Raw genomic sequence first — 21427 nt, 5'->3', positions numbered from 1 at the left:
AACGTTTGACGGAGGGAAGCTATAAATAATAAGATTACTATAGATGAAAAAAGTTTTGTACTTTTTAAGTACGGAACTTTGTTCTTCAAAAACAAACGAAAGTTTGTTCCTGTCCGCAAAGCGGACAACAAGCGCGGTATCCACTCCGCACCTTGAATCTCCCGACACAATTTTATACATCGGGAGGTTTTTTCTGTTTCAAAACACTGGCAGTGTCGTCGCGAACAGTCTGCTGGCGTCAATAAAAACACTGGCCCGAGTTGGCCGGTGTTTTTATTTTGCTAATTTTCAGGGAAGCCCGTTTTGGGGCGTCTTGAGCGAGGCGTCGTCTTGCCAGACTCTCCAGTCGTGCTCTTTTCCCGATACTCCAAGGAGGGCTCGATGCGCGCGGAACTGACGCATCGAAAAAAATGTGGTGCGCTAGCTACTGTTTGGAAACATAAAAATGCCGACGAATAAAACAGAAGCTCTCGCTTCTGTTCGTGCACCATTGCTCCACGCACTCTCCGTTCGCTCCACGTTCATTGAAAACGTCGACACGACAATTTACTCCTTCCACGGGCTCATGAGTTGAAAATAGTTGCCGTCAGGATCGGCGAATGTCGCGATCCACATCCCCTCGTGACCCTCGGCCTCATACGGCTCCTTGATGACGGTGGCTCCTCGTGCCTTGATCCGCTCAAATTCGAGCTTCACGTCGGCAGTCTCGAGGTTAAACATGATCCGCGCCGGTTCCTTTGCAGAACCTTTCGCGTCGGAATGCTGCCCTACCGAGAAAAAAGCACTCCCCACCATCCAGCCGGACCACTCCCCCTCGCTCATATCGGCGGGTTTGCCGAACACGCCCACATAAAACTCCGCGAGCGCCTTCGGCTGCATCGTCCCCACCATGATCGAATTTAAATTGAGCATAGCTTTTTCACGAATTTATCTAATAACATGATAACGACCTCACCCATCGAAACTTGTGCTTATCATAGTATACATAAATTATATCACGATGATATCAGACTTATTAGCTTGCTCTTTAGTCAAACATATGGCACTCTATACGCAGGTCCAAAATTTTTGAGTAGGCAATTTGAAATACATGGGAGGAAGCCATGGCAACACAACTTCGTTCGGTAGGATCAAAAAACCCAATATCACGAAAAAGATTCCACGCAATGGTCAGACAGTATGCCTATGAACTGTGGCAAGCGGAAGAAGTGGCTCGCCGGATGAATGATTGGGACCGTGCTCGCATCGAATGCACGGGGGGCCCTATTGCATCAATCTTTTATCGTGATTCAGCTGCCGTACCCATTCGCCTCCGGGCCGAGCAATTGTATCAAGGGCGCAAAGATGCCGACGCGCTCACTGATTGGCTTGATGCGGAACGCTACATCGCTACGATGTATTACGTAACGGACAACACCTAGGAGGTTAGACCCCCCCCCCTGCCGCAGCTTGTTCTCGCGGCAGGGGGATTTATGTACTCATGGATCTGTAACCCCGGCCTCAAACCAATTGACATTGCGCGTCAGATACATCAGAGAAGCGAGCAAGACGAAAAGGAGGAGTGAGCCGAAAAGCAGCGCGTACTCTTCGAGGAGAAGAACAAAATACAAGTAGCCATAGAGAGCAACGAGTGCGGCGAAAATCAGAACCGCCCGATGTTTTTTAATGAGCACGCGTGCGCTGTAGAGGGAAATAAGACTTGCCGTCATAAGTGTCGCAATCACATAGGCCACGAAAAATCCGACGTGTTCCGCGAGCGAGAGTAACAGAAGGTAGAAAAGGGAGAGCGCAGCGCCGACAAGCGCGTACTGCAGAGGGTGAATCCGCACGCCTGCCAATGTTTCAAAAAGAAAAAAGGCCAAAAATGTTACTGCGATAAAAAGAACTGCGTACTTAATGCTCCTGAATAATTTGGTGTAGAGATCCGCGTGCTCAAAGAGATCAACTCCTGCGGCGGAACGGACGATGTCCTCAAAATCAACCTCGTGATTCTCCCAGGCCTGCGGATATGAGCGGCCGAATGACGATATGCGCCACTGGGCCGCAAAACCAGACGCGGACAGGGAGTGCTCCGCAGGCAGAAAAGACCCGAAAAACTTCGGCGACTTCCATACTGACAACGCGCTGATCAGAGTCTCTCGTCCGATCGGGGCAAAGGATATTCCTTCGCTCCCTTTCACATCGAACATGAAGGAGAAAGAAACATCCGAGCGCAGCGTGTCAACCGGCACGCTCCCATGCAGCCCGGACCTGCCGAGCGCGGCGATGTCTGACCCGGGTTCAAATGGAATTGTTTTTTCCTGCCACTTGAAATCAAGCTGCTTCTCGATGCCGCGGGTGTCTGTCACTGCCACAGCAATGCGCGCGGTTTTTCCGTCGGCAGCCGCCACTACCTGCGGCATGTCTGCCGCAGAAAATGTGCCTGATATCTTAACCCGACCCGTATATACCGGCGTAGAAAAAATACCCCTCGAGCGTTTCTCCGGTTCAAGCTCTGTCTCGTAGTACAGGGTCGCGGGGAGTATATAAAATGTTTGTCGCGAACCGTCCGCCTCCGACCCGCCCGTCTCGACCACAAGCAGCGGGCCGAACACCACTTGCCGATTCCCCCATGTCCCTGCGATGTCGTTTTTTGCCTCGTCAAATCGCTGCTCCCGCCCCGCTACCGTGCGCAACACGAGCAGGCTCGCTCCCCAACACGCCGCCCCGATGATGGCGATCACAAAAAGTTTTTGCGCGTTTCTATCCCTTTTCATGTGTGCGATTCCCGCGTGCTTCAGCATCATACCTAAGACAACCCATCGCCGGATAAAAGAGTTTCGTTTGGAGGAACCATGACAAAACCCCCGCAATGAATTCGTTGCGGGGGGTTCTGTGCTACAAAAATCAGAGGTTATTGCTGAACCGGAACCATGAGGTGCTCGTAGGGCGTTCCTGCCCACATGATCCACGGTTTCCCTGACATCGGATCAGTGCCATATACTTTCATATCGAGCTTCGAGACTGGGAAGATCATGATGTGCGGCGGCGCTGACAACCATTGTTCTCCCTCTTTCGGCGCCACGGCGAATGGATCGGTGTTTGAGGCGTCCGAGCCGCCCTGGAGCATGTAGCCGATGCCTGCCTGCGCTATTTTCGGCGTTTTCTTGCTCATATACGCGCCAAACCACTGCATAGACATCTCGTCGCCGCAAAACGGATCATTGCCGGGCGAGGTAGGCATGTCGGGGGTACACGTCCATGTATTCGTCCCTGCGCGAAGCGGTCGAAGCTGATCGCCCTCCTTGGCTGGCCAGTCGAGGACGGTCGCGTCCTTTGAGATCGCCTCTGGCGCCGCGCTCATGGCGTTTTGTATTTTCCACTCGTCCGTCCCGGCCAGAGCGGTATTGACCGCTGCGGTATTTGCGCTCGGCTCAGGCATCGCCACCTCAGACGATGTTCCCTCTTTCTCCGCGACGCTTTCGCCCATGCTGCTTGCGGCAAAATAGCCGCCAATCCCGCCGAGTATCAGAGCAACCACAACCGGCACGATCATTGAATTTGGAGTGTTCATAAATTCTATAGCGTAATTTTTAGCGTAATTTTTTAAGCTTTCGACCTTGGTCCTCTATAATAAACCCTCAGCTGCAATAAATAAAGACGTATTCCGTTGCGAAACTCTTGACACGTGCGTCATTGTTTCGTATCCACAGCACCAGCGCGTGCACGAAAAACGATGCGGTCATGTGCTATGCCGTGATACGCTCATGGCATGAACGTACTTTTTCAACGCGCACTGCAACGTCTAAGAACAACAAAACTATACACCGTCTGTGCTTGTGGTGCCTGCGCTGTGATCATCGTGACGTTCGTGCTCGCCGGTAATCTCCGCGCACGGTATCAAAAACTCGAATCACCGCGGATACTCGATCGCGCCGGGGTACTCATCAAGCTCTCGCCGAACGAGAGCGGCTACTATATGCAGCCGATTGAGACGCCGCCGGAAAACTTTAGACAACTCCTTCTCAAAAAAGAGGATCGCCTTTTCTACTACCACGTCGGCGCGAACCCCGCGAGCATCGCGCGCGACGCGCTCGCGCTCGTACACTCCGGAAAACGCTACGGCTCGAGCACGCTCACCCAGCAGCTCGTCAAAGTGCTCCTCAAGACCGAGAACAAACGCACGCTCATGCACAAAGCGCTCGAGGCGCTCTACGCTCTCTCGCTCGAGCTCTGGTCGTCCAAAAAAACAATTCTCGCGATGTATGTGAACAGCGCGTATTTCGGCAACCAGGCGCAGGGAGTTGAGGAAGCAAGCAGGTATTACTTCGGCCGAGCCGCCGCGGCGCTCTCGAGCGAAGAAGCTGCGACGCTCGTCGCCGCCATTGGGAAACCGAGTATCCGGTATCCCGGTACGATCGAAAATGAGCGCGCCGCGGCGACGCTCCTCGCTCGCGCGGGAAAAACATTTACGACAAAAAACGGCGAGAGCGCGCGGAGTCCGCGCCTCCCACTCAAGCAAGAGCGCGCGTACGAGCGAGATACAGCGTTTGAAGCGAGCGCGTTTGGCGCTCGCTGCACCAAACTCTGCACTCTCACGCTCGAGGGTGCACTCACCGAGCGCCTCCGGGCACTGCTTCGCGAACATCTACTCTCGAGTCAGTTTGAAGGCGCAAAAAATGGGGCGATCGTCGTCATCAAACTTCCGGAAAACGAATTGCTCGCAATCGTCGGTTCTCCGTACCCACGCGCCGCCATCCCCGGCGCGCAGATAAATATGGCGCTTGAACCGCGCCCCATCGGCTCCACGGCAAAACCCCTGTTCTACCTCAAGGCCCTCGAAAAAGGCGCACGGCCGTATACGCTCGTCGAGGATCGGGAGTATAAATACGAAATCGGAACGGGATTCGAGTTTTATCCGAAAAATTACGACGGCCGCTACCGAGGAGACGTGACGCTTCATGCCGCCCTGTCAGAGAGCCTCAACGTGCCGAGCGTCAAAGTGCTCGAGTACGTCGGTCTGCCTCTCTTCTACGATTTCCTCACCGAGACCCTTCGATTCAAGCCACTCCAGCCCCTCGAGTCATACTCGCTCGGCATCGCCCTCGGCGGGCTCGAGATGGACCTCCTCACGCTCTCGCACTACTATACGCTCTTCGCGCACAGCGGCATACTGAAGCCGCTCATCATCTCCCGCGATACGGATGATAATAAATTAGTGTCGATCACAACGCCGCCGATGGAGCGGGAGTTTGTGCAGGAAAAACGCGTGGCAGACACGCCGTACGTTGCGCTCCTGAACCGCATACTTTCGGACCGTGCGACCGGCGTCGAGCAATTCGGCATCAAGAGCTTCCTCAATTTGCCCACGGAGCACTACGCGCTCAAGACTGGCACGTCGCGGGATTACCACGACAGCTGGACTATCGGCTACACCCCTGATTTCCTCGTCGGCGTCTGGATAGGCAATCACGACAATACCCCTATGCCGCACGTCTCCGGCCAGTCCGGTGCCGGACGCATCTGGCACGACGCGATGGAAATCATGCTAACTTCAGCATACAATCGCAACACGTCATTCGACTTCGACGGGTTGCAGGAATTCAGGTCGACCGATGAGGGTGTCGCCTACGGTCTACCAGGCGACAACTACGAAGAGACGCGCATGCTGCTCCTCCGAGACGACGCGACGTTCATCACTCACCCGCACGATCGTGATGTGCTCCTCTTTGAGCCCGGCATGACCGTGCCGCTTGAAGCCCGAGAAGCGGTGGAATGGCGGGTAAATGGGGTGTATATCGGGAACGGGAGAGCATTCCCCTGGACCCCGATCGCGCCGGGCACCTACACAATCAGCGCAACAAGCGCTTCCGTTACAGAGACGATCTACATAACAATAATGCTCGAGTAGCCGCACGCATATTTTATCCTTCGATACGTAAAAATTTTTCCATGCGTTCTTCCGTTGTGTGATTGTCATAGATATCGTTATGCCCCGCGTTCTCAATCTCAACAAACTCCCCCCTCGCCGCTGACGCAGCATCAAAAAGTTTTCTGCCGAGTGCGATCGGAATAACCGTGTCTTTACTGCCGTGAATAATCATGAGTTCACCCTTGAACTTCGAAAGCCACGAAGGATTATCGAAATCTTTTTGCAAAAGCAGCGAAACTGGATAGATGGCAAACGGAAAGTGACGCCGCGCGACACGAGCAAGCGTTGGAAAGGGTGCTACGAGCAGCAGTTTATCCGCCCGTGTAAGTGTCGTGTGATATTGCGCGGCACCGGTGCCAATACTCTCCCCGGCGAGAATGAGCACCTTATAATCAAGCGGTCGGAGAAACTCGTTCACATGCACCACGTCAGCGAATAGTCGGCCGGTGCTTGGTCGCAATCCGTCGCCTCCGTAGCCAGTGTATTCTACGAATAGATACGAAAGGCCGAGACGCTCAAAAAGGCCCGCAAGAAACGCCCGATCGCACGCCGAACCGGCATTACCGTGGTAAAAAACGACAAGGGTATCAGAGTGCTTCTTGTAATAGAATCGTGTCCCCTGCACATGCACCTGCTCGGCGGTACGAAACGCGGGGCATGCTTCAAACTTTTGCCCCTTTGGGGGGTAATAGATATATCGATTTTGAAAGAGAGACAATATTATTCCTAGCCCGATATATATCAGCGCTCCATAAATAAATACTCTACGGAGTATGTATCGTAATGATTGAACGCCCATAAAATTTGCGCGGTACCGCCCGACAGAACACGCTCGACCCTTTCGAAATCTACGCACATTTTTACTCGACGACGCGGAAATACTCTCCTCGCGTCCTGCCGAAGTTTTCAGGATAGTACATCTCACTCACGATGGCGGGCAGGTGGTGGTAGGTGCCTGGAATGAGCGCGCGAAGGAAATAATCATAGGTGTACACGCCAGGGGCGAGTGCTTCCGTGAACAGGAAAATCCGATCGTCATGGAGTTCCTCGGCGTCAGGACGAAGGACGCGATGCCGTGCGACTTTCTGGCTATATGCTTCGTCCTCGAGCGCTTCGAGTTTGCGACGGTTCGGCACCGACGCCACAAAGAGCTGCGGCGAGAGTGAACGGACAATGGTGCGCAATAGAGCAAAGGGGCCGCGATCGTTTTTCGCACGCACCTCAGTCGAAAACGGATGGTCGAGAGCACCGCGGCCGCCATCGTAATACTCGCCTCCGTCGTAATACTCACCCCCTTCATAATAGTCATAGCCGCTATCATGCCCGCGGCTCCCCGCTCGCTCGTCCGCGAGCGACTGGTCCTCAGTCGCGAGCTTGAGGTTCACGAGCTCGGTGCCGGCGGGAATAAAGTCCTCCACCGCTACAAAATTTCTCGGTTTTGAAACGGTAACCGTGAGTCGCCCGCGGAGCACGTCTCCCACTTTCCCTTCGGCCACCGGCTCCTCCATCTCTTGGTCATCGAGCCGATACAATTCACGCTCAATCGTAAAACCCTCATCCCGCGGCGGAATCGTGTCAATCGGCAGATAATATTTAAGCGACATGTCATAGTAAAACGTATTCGGCGCGGTCGTCGTGCGATTCTTTTTGTCAAAATTGAGCGTTTCGATTGTGCCCGGGGTGAAATCGGCCACCGGCAAAAACGCGGAAAATGTCTTGAGTATCGTCTCCGGGCCAAAATCAAACGTCTGCACCGCATCAGTGCCCCGTGAGAGTTTTAGCTCAAAATCCGACTCCGTCTCCCGCTTCCATGAAAGAAAATCGGTCATCGCATCAACGACGGCGGCGGTGTTGTTCGTTGACCCCCAGGCGCCGTCTTTAGCGCGGCTCTTGAGGAGCCAGCGGAGCACTTTGTCCACGACGGGCGATTCCTGACGGTCCGCAACCAGGGCTTTGAGGAGAAGCGCCGTGTCTTTAATCGGCGTCTCATAGTACTCCCACAGAAGCCTGCCCTGGTGCACGCTGAGAAACGCGCCGCGCGCGTCAATGTCAATGCGATTCTCGAGAGTCTTATACACTTCGTCTTTTCGGCTACTCGCAATCGAGATCTCTGCTGGGTACGGACGTGAGAGAATCATCGCGAGGTGCGTGAGCGAGGTGTTGTTTATGTGCTCACGAATATACTGCTTGTCTTCGACGATTTTTTGAATACGGGCCTCGAGATCAGCCTTCTCGCGAGACAAACCGGATCCCGGCACGCGCAGAATGGTGTAGCTGGCGAGAATGATCGTATCTTTGTTCGTGCTCAAATCAGGAGTTTGGACCAGAGTGGTGTGTAGGTATCGCGCCGCACGGGTGAGCACATTCTGATTAATGGTGTACCCCGCCGCCTCGAGCTCAACGAGCGTATTGACCACGTAGAGTGTGAGGTGGAAACTCGGCTCTGTGGTCGCATAATAGGTGAATCCGCCCGAAGCGGCCTGGTTTTCATACATGCGCGCGAGGCCGATCGCGACCACTTCGTCTATCGTGTATTCGCGACCGTCAAAGACAATCGGTTTCGGCGTAAATGCATCCCCCACATTCTCAAGATTAAGCCCGCGCTTGAGGACGGCGACCGAGGAGAGTTTGCTCGCGATCTGCTCGCTGCAACCGTAGGGGTAGGAGGCAAGATAGTTGAGTGCATCCGAGAGGAACACCGCAAGCGTACCCGAGACGCTGACGCCGACGCCGCCGCGATCCCGCTCGATATTCTCCGGCAGGTAGACGTACTCACGCGCGCTCGCCTCGCGAGTGAAGTGAGCCGTCGCGACCGCCTCATAGGTATCATTGCGCGTAATCGGAATCGATTGCTCGACCGTATCTTCATACGAGCGATTGTGTGCCGAGAGGGTGAACGTATGCTTCCCATCCTGCACAGTCTGCGGCGCACGGACAGGAAAATAGAATGTCGCCGATTCAGAGCGGCGGATATGGGTGGAGAGTTCCTGTTTCCCCGGAAATTCGAGCGTCGGTGAGACGAGGGTGACATCGAGCGCTTGGTCTGCGGTCGTCTGGTTAAATACCTGCGCGCCGATCGTGAACCTATCACCCGGGATGATAAAGCGGGGCTGGAGCGGCACTACCATGAGTTCCTTCCGTGCCGTAATCTCCTCGTAATCAACGCCGAACGCACTCTCCCGCGTCAGACCGAGGCCCTCAATCTGCCAGGCCGTCAGGTTGTCCGGAAGCGTGAAGCGAACACTCGCTCTCCCGGATGCATCCGTTCGCACCATTCCTTCCCAGAGCGCCGTATCTTTGAAGACGCCGCGCTTGCGACGCGCGAGGTCCTTGGGGTCGCCGCCTCCACCGCCTTTGGTGCCGCTCGGCACCTCTTTCTCTTCAAGAATATTTTTCACGTTCGACGATGTGACGACCGCAAGGGGCGAACCTGCGTAGAAAAACGCCACGGGATTTTTCTTTGGATTGCCCTTGAGCGCCAGGACCGAGAGGTCCGCAACGGCAACCGAGAGCTCAGCGGCAACTGGCCGGCCGTGCCTGTCGCGAGCCGCAATTGAGAGTGCGACCTCCTCCCCGGGAAGATAGGTGCGCTTGTCAGGGGTCACCTCGATGTCGAGTTCCCGCTCCGTCGTGTTCACCTTGAAATTCACTTGGCCATACTTTATTGCCGGATCCGGCGAAAGGAGCAGAACCGTTGCGTAGATATTCGGCACGTACTCGTCCTTGACCGGGAACGTATACTCGAGAAAATTACGATCAACGTCAATCACCTCGTAGGTGAAAATTTTTCCGCGCTCAAGCGCAACGAGTGCTTTTGCCCGCGGATAGGGCGACTCGATCGTGAAGCGCCCGACGCCGCCGACATCGAGCGTATCCGTCTCGACCGCAAGGTCGAGCGTCTCGTTGTTCGTCGGCCGCACGGAAACGGCGCGCGGTCCGTGGACATAGACGCTCTCGATTGCCTCGACGCGGTTGGTGCGATCATCGAGCGCCCTCGCGACAATTTCATACTGCCCTTCTCTCTCAAGAGTCACCGCTCCCGCAAATACCCCATCGCGACCAGTACGAAATGGTATCTCACGGATCACTTCTTCCTTTTTCTCCGATCGGTAGTAATAGCCACCGTCCACCTCACGCCGCCTGAAACTCTCCCAGGTAATTTTCTTCACCTCGATCACGCCGTCACGCACTGAGACATCTTTGCCCGCTGTATCCACCGACTTAACTCCGAGCTCTGCCGAATCGCCCACGCCGACAAAGCGCGGCTCGGCGCGGACGTCAAGGTAGAACTCGCCGCGATGCACGATAAACGACTTCTGCGCCGAGACAGACTGCCCATTGCGATTTTTCACCGTCACGTTTACCACGAAAATTTTACTTTGTTTCCGCGCTTCTTCCTTGAAAAGTTCGTCGAAATTGAGCAGGTGCTCTATCAGAGCTTCGCCCTTTTGATTCATCACCGTCGAGCCGCGGAGTACAAACCGGTCTCCATAGCCGCCATCGTAGTCGTAATACCAGCTGCTGCCAAAGTCAAAATCGCGCCCCTTGTATCGGTCAAAAAAGTAAGACTGGCTCGTCAGAGTGTATGAGACCGCGCTCCCCTCCTCAAGCGGCACGCCAAAGTAATAGTCCGCATCAACCGCAAGGCGCATGCTCTCGCCTGCGATATACTCCTCCTTGTCTGTGCGCATTTCGATCTTGAACGCGGCAGACACATATTCTTCAACGTCAAACACTGCCCAGCCGCCGAACGCCCCGATTGAGTAGGTACCCAGGGCAGCATCCGCGGGCAGCCGCAGGGGGGCGGTGAACGTACCGAACTCATTAAGCTCGACTTCCGTCTCGAGGACGGTCTCGCGGCGAGCGTTGCGGACAGCGATCGTGCTTTTCTTACCAATGGGGATTCTGTAGTCTGTGTCGTATCCTTCGCGGTAGATTCCTTTTATAAACACCTCCTGGCCCGGCCTATAGATCGGCCGATCAGTATAGATGTATGTCCTATCGGACGAAACCGCCGAGGACGCCCACGCGAGCCGGTCAGTGTGTTCGGTGACGATGGCGCTGTCGCTCCCGGCGCTCACCACGGCACCAAAGAGGTTCACGACGGCAGGAGCTCGTGCGACACCCGTGCCGTCGGTCTCCGCCCTCGCAACTTCACGGAGCACACCCTCGTTGAGGGTATAGAGCACAACCTTCGCGCCTGTCTTCGGCGCAAGCGCTCCAAACGTGCTCACCCAGTAGAGATTTTGGTCTCCGGTGAGCGCCGCATCAGTGAGGTCTTTGTGCGGGTCTGTCGCATAGCGGTTTATGGGACGGTTCACTTTTTTCTCCGCAACCGCGAGGTTTGTGACGGTCACAAACGTGCGCTCAAAAATCTGCTCCCGGGGCGTATCCTTATACCGCCCCTTGGCGCTCTCGTACACCCACTCAAGCCGCCGATACTCAGGGTGGCTCAGCGTGAGCACGAAGTGTCCGAGCCGTGAGTGATCGCGAGCACGCGCGTCCGGGATGTAGTGTGCGAGGTCAATCTGAAAAAAATTGCGCGTCCAATACTGCCTCGGCAACTCCACGCGGTGCGTCTCACTCGTGAGGCATGGGAGCGAGGAGGGGGTGACCGTCGCTTCCGGACGACCCTCGCTGTAGCGGAGCATCGTCTGTGCAGATACCTCGCAGATAGAGAGGTCCATGTATTCGAGGTTCTCCACTGCGTAGGTGAATTTCGTTTTCTCCGGCGAGGTCGCATTATACATTCTGTTGAGATGGAAAAATTTGCGCGCCGTGCGCTCGATCGAGCCGCTCGTGAAAGCGAGCGCGGTGCTTGCGACTTCGCCGAAATCGTCGATAAGTTTCAGCGTAAATCGATAGGGATACTCCGGCACGAGGCCGTAGCGGATTGTGTTAACGAACTGCCCGGGAGCACACGGAGCACGGCTGTCGGCGATTCCCACACGCCAGGGAGCCTGCCAATTCCAGAGCCCGACGGTAAAATTACTCTGCAGTCGCTCGGCAAAATTTTCTTCAGTGGCCGGCGCGAGGGGATTCGACGTGCACACGACAAGCTCAGTGAGCGCGGCGCGAGCGGCGCCATCCTGCGGCGTCATCTTGTAGATAACGAGGCTGGGATACGTCGTTATCGTTTTTTGGATCGGCGACGCGTTCAGCAGTAAGCCGTCACCGTTAACAATCTTCTCGAAACGAACGGGCACCGACTCGCCGCGGCCAAACGCCCGGGGGTCGAAATGAAGTACGAGAGAGCTCTTGTCGGGAACTTTTTTGCATTCGTTCCCATAATATGCCCTGCCGACCTCATCTGCCGCGCACGTCTCGCCGTACTCCGCGCGGAGCAACCCTTCCGCCTTGATCGTGCTCGCCTCTTTATCTATTACCTCCGCGAACTCGACAATGAGGGTGCCCTCGGGGTCAAAAAGGTTCGGCTCGACAAACGTGCTGCGGTCGGATTCTGCAGACAGCGACGTGATCACCTCGGGAATAAATATACTGCTCTGGCGTGCCTCGGAGAGTGTCACATCGCCGTCGATTGGGTATGCGCCGCTCACCGAAATGCTATATGAGGTGTCGAAATCCCAAAGTCCTTCGCGCCCGAACCGATCCTCGCTGTTATATATCTCAAGCACCGACGTGTCCAAAAATGCCTCTGATTTTTCGGTCTCATCGTTATACACGCTCCGCTCTCCATAGGTGACTATGAACGGAAGCGGCGCCTGGAGCATCGTCCCGGGAGTGACCGCGGGCACCTTATCGGATTGCCCCGCGACCGGTAGAGCCGATTTCTCGATTTTGGTTACGGAAATTCGCGCGCGCGTCTTCTCAATGTCAACCGGCTGGTTGAACCGGATTCGCACCGGCTCGGCAAATCCGTGCTGCCCACTGTCCATCTGCTCGTAGCGAAGATGGCGCGTCGTAAACTTCTGCTCCGTGCCCGCGACCGGCAAACCGTCCATGGATACCAGCCCCTGCTTCACGCGCACCGTATAATTCGCGGAGCGCATGAGTCGCGTTTCCGGTATAAACTGGAGGTTTCGTGTGGTGATCCATTTGAACTTCCCCGGCGTTCCCGGCACAATTTCAACGGGAATGTCTGCAGTATCGAGCGTCTCGAGAGTGGTGAGCGGGACCATTGGTCGGTTGAAAATGACGGTGACCGAAGTAGTTTCCGGCGCCTCGGAACCTGCCGCCGGAAATACCGCCACGATCGCGGGGTCCTCGTCTACAAGAAAATCATGTCGCAAGGTCTCGGCTCCCGTGTTCACGCTGACCGCATAATAGAGCCCGAGCTTGAGGGGCTCCCGTGGCGCGAAAACGAGCCGCTCGTTCTCTCCCGCGCTATCCTCCGGAGTGAGCCAGGTGCCGGCTATATCGGGCTCAAAACTGATGCGCTCGCTCGCCTCGGCCAGCGCGATCGTGACGCCCTTCGGGAGCGAGATCGCAATCGCCGCGCTCTGCGAAATTTTGTCCGGCACGAGCGAGAACGGCGCGCTGTAGGCGCGGGGCCTCTCTCCTCGACGCCCAAAGTCACCGAGGAGAAAATAGCCGGCACTAGCAATAATGATAAGCGCCGCCAGTACGAAGAGGGCCCGAATGGCATGTGGGCCACGGAGCAGTCGCAGGCACCAAAGCAGCCCTGCCCGTGCTCTCCCGGGCGCCAGGAAATTGTTATTCATTTCCTCGTTCACTGCTCTACATTGTAGCAGGTGCCTGTCCGCACAAACACGGCTGCTATGTGCACAACACACAACTCCCGCGCGCGCTCTCAAGGCCGGGCCGGACTCTTGACACGCGCGTGAACTACGATACGCCAAGAGCGCAGGGGGTTGTACGCAGATTGCGCCGTGTCTCGGGAAACTTTGTTACAAATCAAAAAGCTGGAGTTTGTTCGATGCCCCTGTTTTGTCTTCTGCATTAATGTTCACCAAAAGTTTAGTTACTATGTGTGTTCTCGTCACAAGTCCAAAATATCCGGAGGCGGGGACAATACTGGCCGTTTTCTGGTATTCGACGAGTGCGTTTTTTGTGAATGGGCCAAAGTAACCGGTAGCGCCAATTTTCGCTAAAGCTGTTGCACGGGGACCAGTGCCGTTCTGTATTAAGAATCTCTGTAAAAAACGCACGCCACCGTTATGCTCGCCAAGAATAATTTTGTTTTCAGTTAAAATGTGTTCCACAGAAGCCAGCCTTTCTTCTATAGAAAATTCGCGAATAAGGCGCTGGAAGGGATTACGCGCAATCCCTTTATAATAAATTCCCAGATGCAGATGTGGTGCTGTAGAGCGTGCGTTACCGGTATTTCCAACATAGCCGATAAGATCTCCCCGTGTAAGAACATCGCCGACGGATAGATTTTCTGCGGCGCGATCCAAGTGTGCAAAATAAAACTGCTCGCCGCCCGGGTTGGCCGTGACCACAAAGTTTCCCCCACGGTTGTCGTATCCAATTTTTGTCACTACCGCGTCAGTTGGCGAAACCACCAACGCACCTCGATCAGCCATAATGTCGATTCCGGCATGGACTCGGCCGCCTGTCTGCGTCTCTCCCCACGTATCGGTAAAACCACCGATCGGAATCCCGAACAATATCGGAACGGGTAGCTGTTCGACAGGTTCGCCACCGAGTACCATAACCTTGTTTCGTACGTCTTCGTTAACGCGAAAAAGAAAACCATCGATCTCGTCATCGGTTATGGTTACAGGCGCGGGCTCTGATGCAGACGTTTCGTGGCTCAGAGCGTTAGTGGTTTTGGGATCGGCACCTACGGCAAGAAAAACCAAAAATAGAGGGACCACGACCTTAAAGGTACAACGTCTCTTATACGATAGCGGATTCATATGACAGTATGTACATGAGCGCCGATCGACAATTTTTTGTACGACTTGCTTTTTTGCGCTAGTATTTCTCTATGACGTTTAGCGACGAAACAAAAAAAGAATTTGAAGAATCAGAGACCAGGGAAAATGACGTGGTGCACGTTCATTTTATTCATAGGCATATCCCAACGATAATCTCCTATCCTCTTCTGGCTTTTTTGATGTTCGTTGTCGGTGTTTCAATTTTTCTCTATGCGAATACGGACAATGGTTCCACGATTATGCTTCAAGGCAGCGAAGGTGAAAAAATCGATCTTGTTTATGGTAGTTGGCCGGCTTTGCAAAACGCTCATTTCTTTCAGAAAACCAAGGAAGAATTTATTTCTCAAGGCACGAGTTTCATAGAAGCCGATCTTTCCGCGATGATCATTCGACTGTATAGGAATGGAGAACTCTTGAAAGAGGCGCCAATACAAACGAAGGGACGAGATGGTTCCTGGTGGCAAACGCCAGCGGGACTGTATAAAATCAGCTCAAAAGAAAAAAATCATTTTTCTTCTTTCGGCCGCGTGTTTATGCCGTGGAGTATGCAGTTTCAAGGCAACTTTTTTATTCACGGCCCCACGCACTATCCTGACGGTTCACCAACACCCGCGACATACTCTGGCGGCTGTATTCGGGTTTCGCTTACCGATGCGGAAGAACTATACCGCCTTGCCGACAGAGACACTCCGGTGCTGGTGTTTGAAGAATCTTTTAACGGCGACAAAAAAGCTCCCACATACAAAAACAAAAACCTGCTGCCGGGTAGTGTCGTGTACCTTGCGGCAGATTTAGAAAATAATTTTGTCTTTACAGAAAATAAGCCTCGCGAGAAACGTCCCATTGCGTCAATCACAAAACTCATGTCCGCGCTGGTTGCGGTTGAATATATAAATGTGGAACGAGAAGTAACCGTAGATTCTTCAATGCTGGCTTCGACCAGTATTCCGCGTCTCAAAGAAGATGATCGCGTTTCCGTCCTCGATTTATTGTCGCTCCTGCTTGTAGAATCTTCTAATGAAGCGGCGGTCGCCGTAACCGCTCCTGTGGGCAAAGATCAATTTATAAAACTGATGAATACAAAATCGGAAGCACTCGGGATGAGCGACTCCAATTTCGTAGATACTTCCGGAGTGCTGGCCGCAAATATATCTACCGCGGAGGACTTGTTTCACCTTGCTAAATACCTTTACTACAATCGCAGTTTTATTTTACATATGAGCATGGGCAACGAGAATCGTACCGTGTATGGTCCATCGACGTATGATACTCTTCAGAATCTCAATCAAATATCGGGGGTAGAGGGCATGGTTGGCGGCAAGACTGGGTTAAGCTCTTCGGCCTCTCACGGCATGCTCGCGGTTTTTGAAATAGAAATTGACAACCAAAAACGCCCCGTTGCAATCATTGTTCTTGGGTCAGACGACGCGAAGAATGATGCAAAAATGCTATTGCGATACGTAAAGGACAGCTTTTCATTGGGTGATTAGAGGGGTAATTTTCACAACAATGCTCAAACGTGTACGTCCTAGAAAAAAAGCTTTTTACCAGCCGTTCCCCCAACAAAATCAAAAACGAGCCTTGAATAGAGCCCTATCCTTCCTTAAAAAATAGTTTACGAAAGCTAAATTCCAATATGGCTCTAAATAAGGCTATTTTGGATCATGTGGAATTGCTGCTTTTTTGCCTACTCCGACACTCTACGGGCCACTTCGCACGCGCGGAACTGGCGCATCGAAAAAAAGTGTGGCGCGTTGTACCGCCCTTGACGCACGCGTGAATTTTTCGTATTCACAGCGCTCACGCTTGCGCGGCGCGAGACATATCACATATGATATGTGGCATGGTTATCGCGCGAAAAAAATCTCGTACGACGCGGATCGGCGCGCTCGTCGCGGAGCTCAGGGAACGGCGCGGACTCACGCAGGAAGCGCTCGCCGAGGCGCTCGGCACGAGCCAGAGCGCCATCGCGCGCATCGAGAAAGGTGAGCAGAACCTCACGATCGCAATGCTCGAGCGCATCGGGGAGGCACTGGGGAGGAGCGTCGTCGAGCTCGCGGACGATAGCCTCAATTTTGAGATTGAAGGAGGGTATCGCCTGAAAGGCGCGGTCACGGTCAACACCGCGAAAAATTCCGCCATGATGCTCCTCGCCGCCTCGCTCCTCAACCGCGGCACGACGACGCTCCGACGAATGCCAAAAATCGAAGAGGTAGGACGGATCATAGAGGTGCTCGAGAGTATCGGCGTTGCCGTACGCCGCGACGGCGCCGATCTTATACTAACCCCGCCGAAGCGCTTCGCTCTTAAAAACATCAACGTCGCCGCGGCCCGGAAAACACGCAGCGTCCTCATGTTCATCGGCGCGCTCGCGCACTTCGAGCGCACATTCTCGCTGCCAGCCGCTGGCGGCTGCAAGCTCGGCTCCCGCATCGTCTCGCCGCACCTCCGAGCCCTTGCCAAGCTTGGCATTGACGTACGGGAGACGGAAGAAGAGTACCGCGTCCGCACGCGCTCGCTCAAAGCAGCCGACATCGTGCTCTACGAGCAGAGCGACACCGGAACGGCGCAGGCTCTGATCGCTGCCGCGCGAATCCCGGGAACAACCACGTTGCGCTTCGTGTCGGCAAATTACGCGGTGCAGGACCTCTGCTGCTTCCTCCGCTCGCTCGGCATCACGATCGAGGGGGTCGGCACCACGACACTCACCGTTACCGGCCTCGCCGACATAAACACCGATGCAATTGGCGAGCCGAGTGAGGATCCGACCGAGGCGATGTTCTTCATCGCCGCGGCCGCTGTTACGCGCTCCGCGCTCACGATCCGTCGCGCTCCAATCGACTTCCTCTCGCTCGAACTCCTCAAGCTCGAAGCCATGGGCCTCGGCTATAGCGTCTCAGAGCGCTACAAGGCCGAAAATGGCCTCACGGATCTTGTTGATTTGAAACTCGAATCTTCAACGCTTACGGCACCACCGGAGAAAATCCACGCTCAACCCTACCCGGGACTCAATATAGACAACCTGCCGTTTTTTGCCGTGATCGCGACACAAGCACAGGGGATCACCCTCATCCACGACTGGGTGTACGAAAACCGCGCGATCTACTACACCGAGCTCGAGAAGCTCGGCGCGCGCGTCATTCTCGCCGACCCGCACCGCGTTTTTGTGGTCGGACCAACGAAACTCCACGCCGCTTCGCTCGTCTGTCCCCCCGCGCTCCGGCCCGCAACCATTCTCCTCATTGCGATGCTCGGCGCATCAGGCAAATCCGTGCTCAAAAATGTCTATAGTATCAACCGCGGCTACGAGGACCTCGCCGAGCGTCTCCGCGCGCTCGGCGCAAAAATCCGCCTTGTTGGCGGGCTGAGATAAAAAAAATCTACGCTGATCGCTGATTGCAAACACGGCGAAGCAGCGCTATTGTACCAATATGACCACGGCGCTAAAAACTATACAACGACCTACGCGCGCTCCGAGCAGATCAGAGGCTGCGCGCGTTATAAAAAAGACTGCGGGACTTTGGCGCGGGCGCGGTATACGAGCGCTTGCCTATCAGAACACCGCACGAGTAATGTATGGAACGGTGCGTTCCTCACGCGCCTCATCAAAAAACGACGGGCGGTCATGAAATTTGGCTCATATACCGTTGACTCAAATATCCTCATCTATCACCTCAATGGTGACGAGGCTGCAACTACATTCCTCGCGGCACGTGCAAATGCCAGAGATCGACTATTCATCTCTGCCATCACGCGAATCGAATTGCTTGCGGCCCCGGCACTGCGGGCGGGCGAAGAAAAACTCATCCTGCAATTACTCGCGCAATGCATCCTGATCCCGGTTGATCTTCAAGTCGCCGACAGTGCCGCGCATATCCGACGAGAGTACCGACTTCGGCTCGGCGACAGCATTATCGCCGCCACTGCGCTCCTCTTCAACACGCCGCTTGTGACACACGATCAGCGATTCAAGCAAGTCCGCGAGCTCGTCGTTCTGGCTCTAACCGACGTCGTATGAGCAACGACCGTGGCTATTGATAGCCTCGCCGAGCGCGCGGAGACGCTCGGCGCAAAAATCCGCCTTGTTGGCGGGCTTGGGTAAACTTGTAGTCGCAGAAAAAACCACAGCCGCTCTAAAAGGAGCGGCTGTAAAAAAATATGCGTTAGTCGGCTACGACTTGGGCCACAAAGGTCCACCAGTCTCACCGTGTGGCGCGATGCCACACGCGGCGCAGAGAGCTCTAACCACCGGTGGAAGCGTATAGATAACATCGGAAAAACGAGTCACCGTGTCGAGGAGTCTCAGTAATTGCGCTGGCAATGCCATGCGCAAGACAACCCTCGTCCAGCCCTCACTCGGCGACATCACTTGGGGGAATTGTTAACACTCGCCTTCATAGCGAACTTGACAGAAATATAAAACTTCTGCGGAAACCCCTCTCACTGAAAAAATTTCTTGCACTTTAAACGATGGAACGATATGCTGAGCACTATCTGTGACCCACCATTCACAGACCGTACCATCCGGACGGCACAGCGAGCGGACCACTCTGCGATGACCTGTGCCGTTCACAATGCGTCATAAAGGAACATTCGTTCCTCAACCGCACCCACTGAGCTCTTGCTCGGTGGGATTATTTTTTAGAAACCTGCCGCGTGCCCACCCGACACTGTAGAGATCTTTCTCATCGCCTCCCTGGCGCGGACTTTGTCCGGGCCGACTTGCCAAACTCACGCTTACGCAGGCGCACGCTCTTCGGTGTGATCTCAAGATATTCATCCTCCCCCATCACTTCAAGGCCTCGCTCGACCGTGATCTCATAGGACGGCGTAAGCACGATCGCCTCGTCCGAACCCGAAGCGCGCATGTTGGTGAGTTGTTTTCCTTTGGTTGGATTCACGTACATTTCCTCGCCTTTTGCGCTGTTGCCAATCACCATGCCCTCGTAGACCTCTGTTGCCGGGGAGATATAGAGGGTCCCGCGATCTTGAAGATTCCACAAAGAGAACCCCAGGGCCTTGCCGCTCGCCATCGATACCATCGAGCCTCGCGTAGTCCGACGGATCTCACCGCGGTAGGGACGGAATTCAAGAAACCGCGCGGAGAGTATGCCGGTGCCTTTGGTGTCAATCACGAACTGGCTCCGGTAGCCAAGGAGCCCTCTCGTCGGCCCCTCAAAAAAAAGACGGAGCGTCTGGTCATGCAACACCGCATTCTGCATCAAAAATCCGCGCATACCGAGCCGATCGATAATCACTCCCTGAAACTGCTGCGGCGTGTCGATCACCACCTCCTCGAACGGCTCCATCCTGACACCGTTCTCCTCGCGCTCAATTGCCTGCGGCTGCGAGACTTGGAGCTCGTAGCCCTCGCGGCGCATGTTCTCGAGGAGTATCGCAATGTGGAGCTCCCCGCGGCCGGACACGCGATACGTTTCGCCCGTGCCGAAGTCAACCTTGAGCCCTACGTTCACTTCAAGCTCGCGAGAAAGGCGCTCACGGAGCTGCCGCGACGTTACATACTTCCCTTCCCGCCCGGCAAACGGCGAGGTGTTGACTAGAAAATCGAGCGCGATCGTCGGCTCGTCCACCGCAATGCGCGGCAATGGCTCCGCATCAGCTTCTCCGGCGACGGTTTCCCCGATGTCGATATCCGGGATGCCCGCGATAAGCACAATATCCCCCGCATACGCCTCCTGCACTTCCACGCGCTGGAGACCTAGGAAGGTGAAAATTTTTTTAATTTTTCCCGGACGCGTTTCGCCGCCCGGCTTTTTTATGAAAACGGGCGCACCCGCCGCAACACTCCCCTCGTGAATGCGGGCGACAGCGAGGCGTCCCAGAAAATCGTCATACGCGAGATTAAATGGCTGCAACCGGAGTGGCTTCTCGGCCGCAGCTTCCGGCGTCGCCCTCACATGCGAGAGGATCGTATCCAGCAGGGCGGAGAGATCGTGTGCTTCATCCTCAAGCCCTCTTTTCGCGATACCCTCGCGCCCGATCGTATAGACGATCGGGAAATCTGCCTGCTCGTCCGTCGCGCCGAGCTCGAGAAATAACTCGAGCACTTGCTCTTCCGTGCGAGAGGGCTCTGCCGCTGGCTTGTCGATTTTATTGATAACGACGATCGGTCGGAGCCCGAGCTCAAGCGACTTCTTCAAGACGAATCGCGTCTGCGGCATCGGTCCCTCCTGAGCGTCAACCACGAGCAGCACCGAATCAATCGACCGGAGTACGCGCTCGACCTCCGAACCGAAGTCCGCGTGCCCGGGCGTATCCACGATGTTGATCTTCGTCCCTCTGTATTCGAGCGCGGCATTTTTTGCGTAAATGGTGATCCCGCGCTCGAGCTCGAGCGCGTTTGAATCCATCGTGCTGCCCGCCTTGGCAACACCAGCCTCCCTCATCAGCGCGTCGGTGAGGGTTGTCTTGCCGTGGTCAACGTGGGCGATAATTGCAATGTTTCTGATTTCCATAAAAAATGTAAGTGCTGTGAATTACGAAACTGCCTTTTCGGAGCACGCTCCCTCGCTCCAGCGGCTCGGTCGCTCTGTCCTCGGCGCCGACCTGTCAAGAGCCCCGTGCTCGGGGTCTTGACAGGACCAAGCTCGGCGCCTGCGGAGTCTCCGAAAAGGCAGTTTCGTAATTCACA

12 protein-coding genes are annotated in these 21427 nt (G+C 54.9%); 5 read left to right on the top strand and 7 right to left on the bottom strand.

All coding sequences use genetic code 11. The features are described from left to right. Positions 1-546: 546 nt before the first annotated feature. Positions 547-912, bottom strand: coding sequence for a VOC family protein (locus Q8R39_04870; GenBank protein ID MDP3735722.1), 366 nt, complete (start codon positions 910-912; stop codon positions 547-549). 191 nt (positions 913-1103) lie between these two features. Between Q8R39_04870 and Q8R39_04865 the strand changes: the two genes are divergently transcribed. Further along, a complete protein-coding gene (locus Q8R39_04865) occupies positions 1104-1421 on the top strand; it encodes a hypothetical protein (protein ID MDP3735721.1) in 318 nt (105 codons plus the stop codon). Positions 1422-1478: 57 nt separating this feature from the next. Here the strand turns inward: Q8R39_04865 and creD are convergent, their stop codons facing one another. Together creD and Q8R39_04855 are read right to left on the bottom strand one after the other, a co-directional pair. After that, positions 1479-2756, bottom strand: a complete 1278-nt coding sequence (creD, locus tag Q8R39_04860) for a cell envelope integrity protein CreD (protein ID MDP3735720.1) — start codon at positions 2754-2756, stop codon at positions 1479-1481. Between the two features lie 137 nt (positions 2757-2893). Then, the gene (locus Q8R39_04855; protein ID MDP3735719.1) at positions 2894-3553 is read right to left on the bottom strand and encodes a hypothetical protein; all 660 of its coding nucleotides are present in this window, start codon (positions 3551-3553) and stop codon (positions 2894-2896) included. A 198-nt stretch (positions 3554-3751) separates the two neighbouring features. Between Q8R39_04855 and Q8R39_04850 the strand changes: the two genes are divergently transcribed. Beyond that, the gene (locus tag Q8R39_04850; protein ID MDP3735718.1) at positions 3752-5890 is read left to right on the top strand and encodes a transglycosylase domain-containing protein; all 2139 of its coding nucleotides are present in this window, start codon (positions 3752-3754) and stop codon (positions 5888-5890) included. Between the two features lie 13 nt (positions 5891-5903). Here Q8R39_04850 and Q8R39_04845 read toward each other — a convergent pair whose 3' ends face one another. From Q8R39_04845 to Q8R39_04835, 3 genes are all read right to left on the bottom strand, one after another. Continuing rightward, positions 5904-6629 (bottom strand): alpha/beta hydrolase, encoded by a 726-nt coding sequence (locus Q8R39_04845; GenBank protein MDP3735717.1) that lies wholly within the window; start codon positions 6627-6629, stop codon positions 5904-5906. A gap of 142 nt (positions 6630-6771) precedes the next feature. Beyond that, on the bottom strand, positions 6772-13593 hold the full coding sequence (locus Q8R39_04840) for an alpha-2-macroglobulin family protein (GenBank protein MDP3735716.1): 6822 nt from the start codon (positions 13591-13593) through the stop codon (positions 6772-6774). Between the two features lie 186 nt (positions 13594-13779). Then, positions 13780-14754, bottom strand: coding sequence for a peptidoglycan DD-metalloendopeptidase family protein (locus tag Q8R39_04835; GenBank protein MDP3735715.1), 975 nt, complete (start codon positions 14752-14754; stop codon positions 13780-13782). Positions 14755-14825: 71 nt separating this feature from the next. Here Q8R39_04835 and Q8R39_04830 point away from each other — a divergent pair, with 71 nt between their 5' ends. The 3 genes from Q8R39_04830 (at position 14826) to Q8R39_04820 (ending at position 18793) form a co-directional block, all read left to right on the top strand. Beyond that, a complete protein-coding gene (locus Q8R39_04830; GenBank protein MDP3735714.1) occupies positions 14826-16265 on the top strand; it encodes a L,D-transpeptidase family protein in 1440 nt (479 codons plus the stop codon). A gap of 341 nt (positions 16266-16606) precedes the next feature. After that, a complete protein-coding gene (locus tag Q8R39_04825) occupies positions 16607-18148 on the top strand; it encodes a UDP-N-acetylglucosamine 1-carboxyvinyltransferase (protein ID MDP3735713.1) in 1542 nt (513 codons plus the stop codon). Between the two features lie 48 nt (positions 18149-18196). Then, positions 18197-18793, top strand: coding sequence for a type II toxin-antitoxin system VapC family toxin (locus tag Q8R39_04820; protein ID MDP3735712.1), 597 nt, complete (start codon positions 18197-18199; stop codon positions 18791-18793). A 667-nt stretch (positions 18794-19460) separates the two neighbouring features. On the opposite strand, the gene typA is transcribed toward Q8R39_04820, so the two are convergent. Further along, entirely contained in the window at positions 19461-21251 is a 1791-nt protein-coding gene (gene typA, locus Q8R39_04815) for a translational GTPase TypA (protein ID MDP3735711.1), read from the bottom strand. Positions 21252-21427 lie beyond the last annotated feature (176 nt).

Source organism: bacterium (assembly GCA_030697645.1).
Classification (GTDB): domain Bacteria; phylum Patescibacteriota; class Minisyncoccia; order Phycocordibacterales; family VMGT01; genus JAUYPI01.
This window is presented reverse-complemented; position numbering and strand designations above follow the sequence as displayed.

Excerpts from the sequence above, each read along its gene's own strand:
- Q8R39_04835 (MDP3735715.1), bottom strand. The coding sequence starts at position 14,754 with ATGAATCCGCTATCGTATAAGAGACGTTGTACCTTTAAGGTCGTGGTC.
- Q8R39_04830 (MDP3735714.1), top strand. The coding sequence starts at position 14,826 with ATGACGTTTAGCGACGAAACAAAAAAAGAATTTGAAGAATCAGAGACC.
- typA (MDP3735711.1), bottom strand. The coding sequence starts at position 21,251 with ATGGAAATCAGAAACATTGCAATTATCGCCCACGTTGACCACGGCAAG.
- Q8R39_04865 (MDP3735721.1), top strand. The coding sequence starts at position 1,104 with ATGGCAACACAACTTCGTTCGGTAGGATCAAAAAACCCAATATCACGA.
- Q8R39_04855 (MDP3735719.1), bottom strand. The coding sequence starts at position 3,553 with ATGAACACTCCAAATTCAATGATCGTGCCGGTTGTGGTTGCTCTGATA.
- Q8R39_04870 (MDP3735722.1), bottom strand. The coding sequence starts at position 912 with ATGCTCAATTTAAATTCGATCATGGTGGGGACGATGCAGCCGAAGGCG.
- creD (MDP3735720.1), bottom strand. The coding sequence starts at position 2,756 with ATGAAAAGGGATAGAAACGCGCAAAAACTTTTTGTGATCGCCATCATC.
- Q8R39_04850 (MDP3735718.1), top strand. The coding sequence starts at position 3,752 with ATGAACGTACTTTTTCAACGCGCACTGCAACGTCTAAGAACAACAAAA.
- Q8R39_04840 (MDP3735716.1), bottom strand. The coding sequence starts at position 13,593 with ATGAATAACAATTTCCTGGCGCCCGGGAGAGCACGGGCAGGGCTGCTT.
- Q8R39_04825 (MDP3735713.1), top strand. The coding sequence starts at position 16,607 with ATGATATGTGGCATGGTTATCGCGCGAAAAAAATCTCGTACGACGCGG.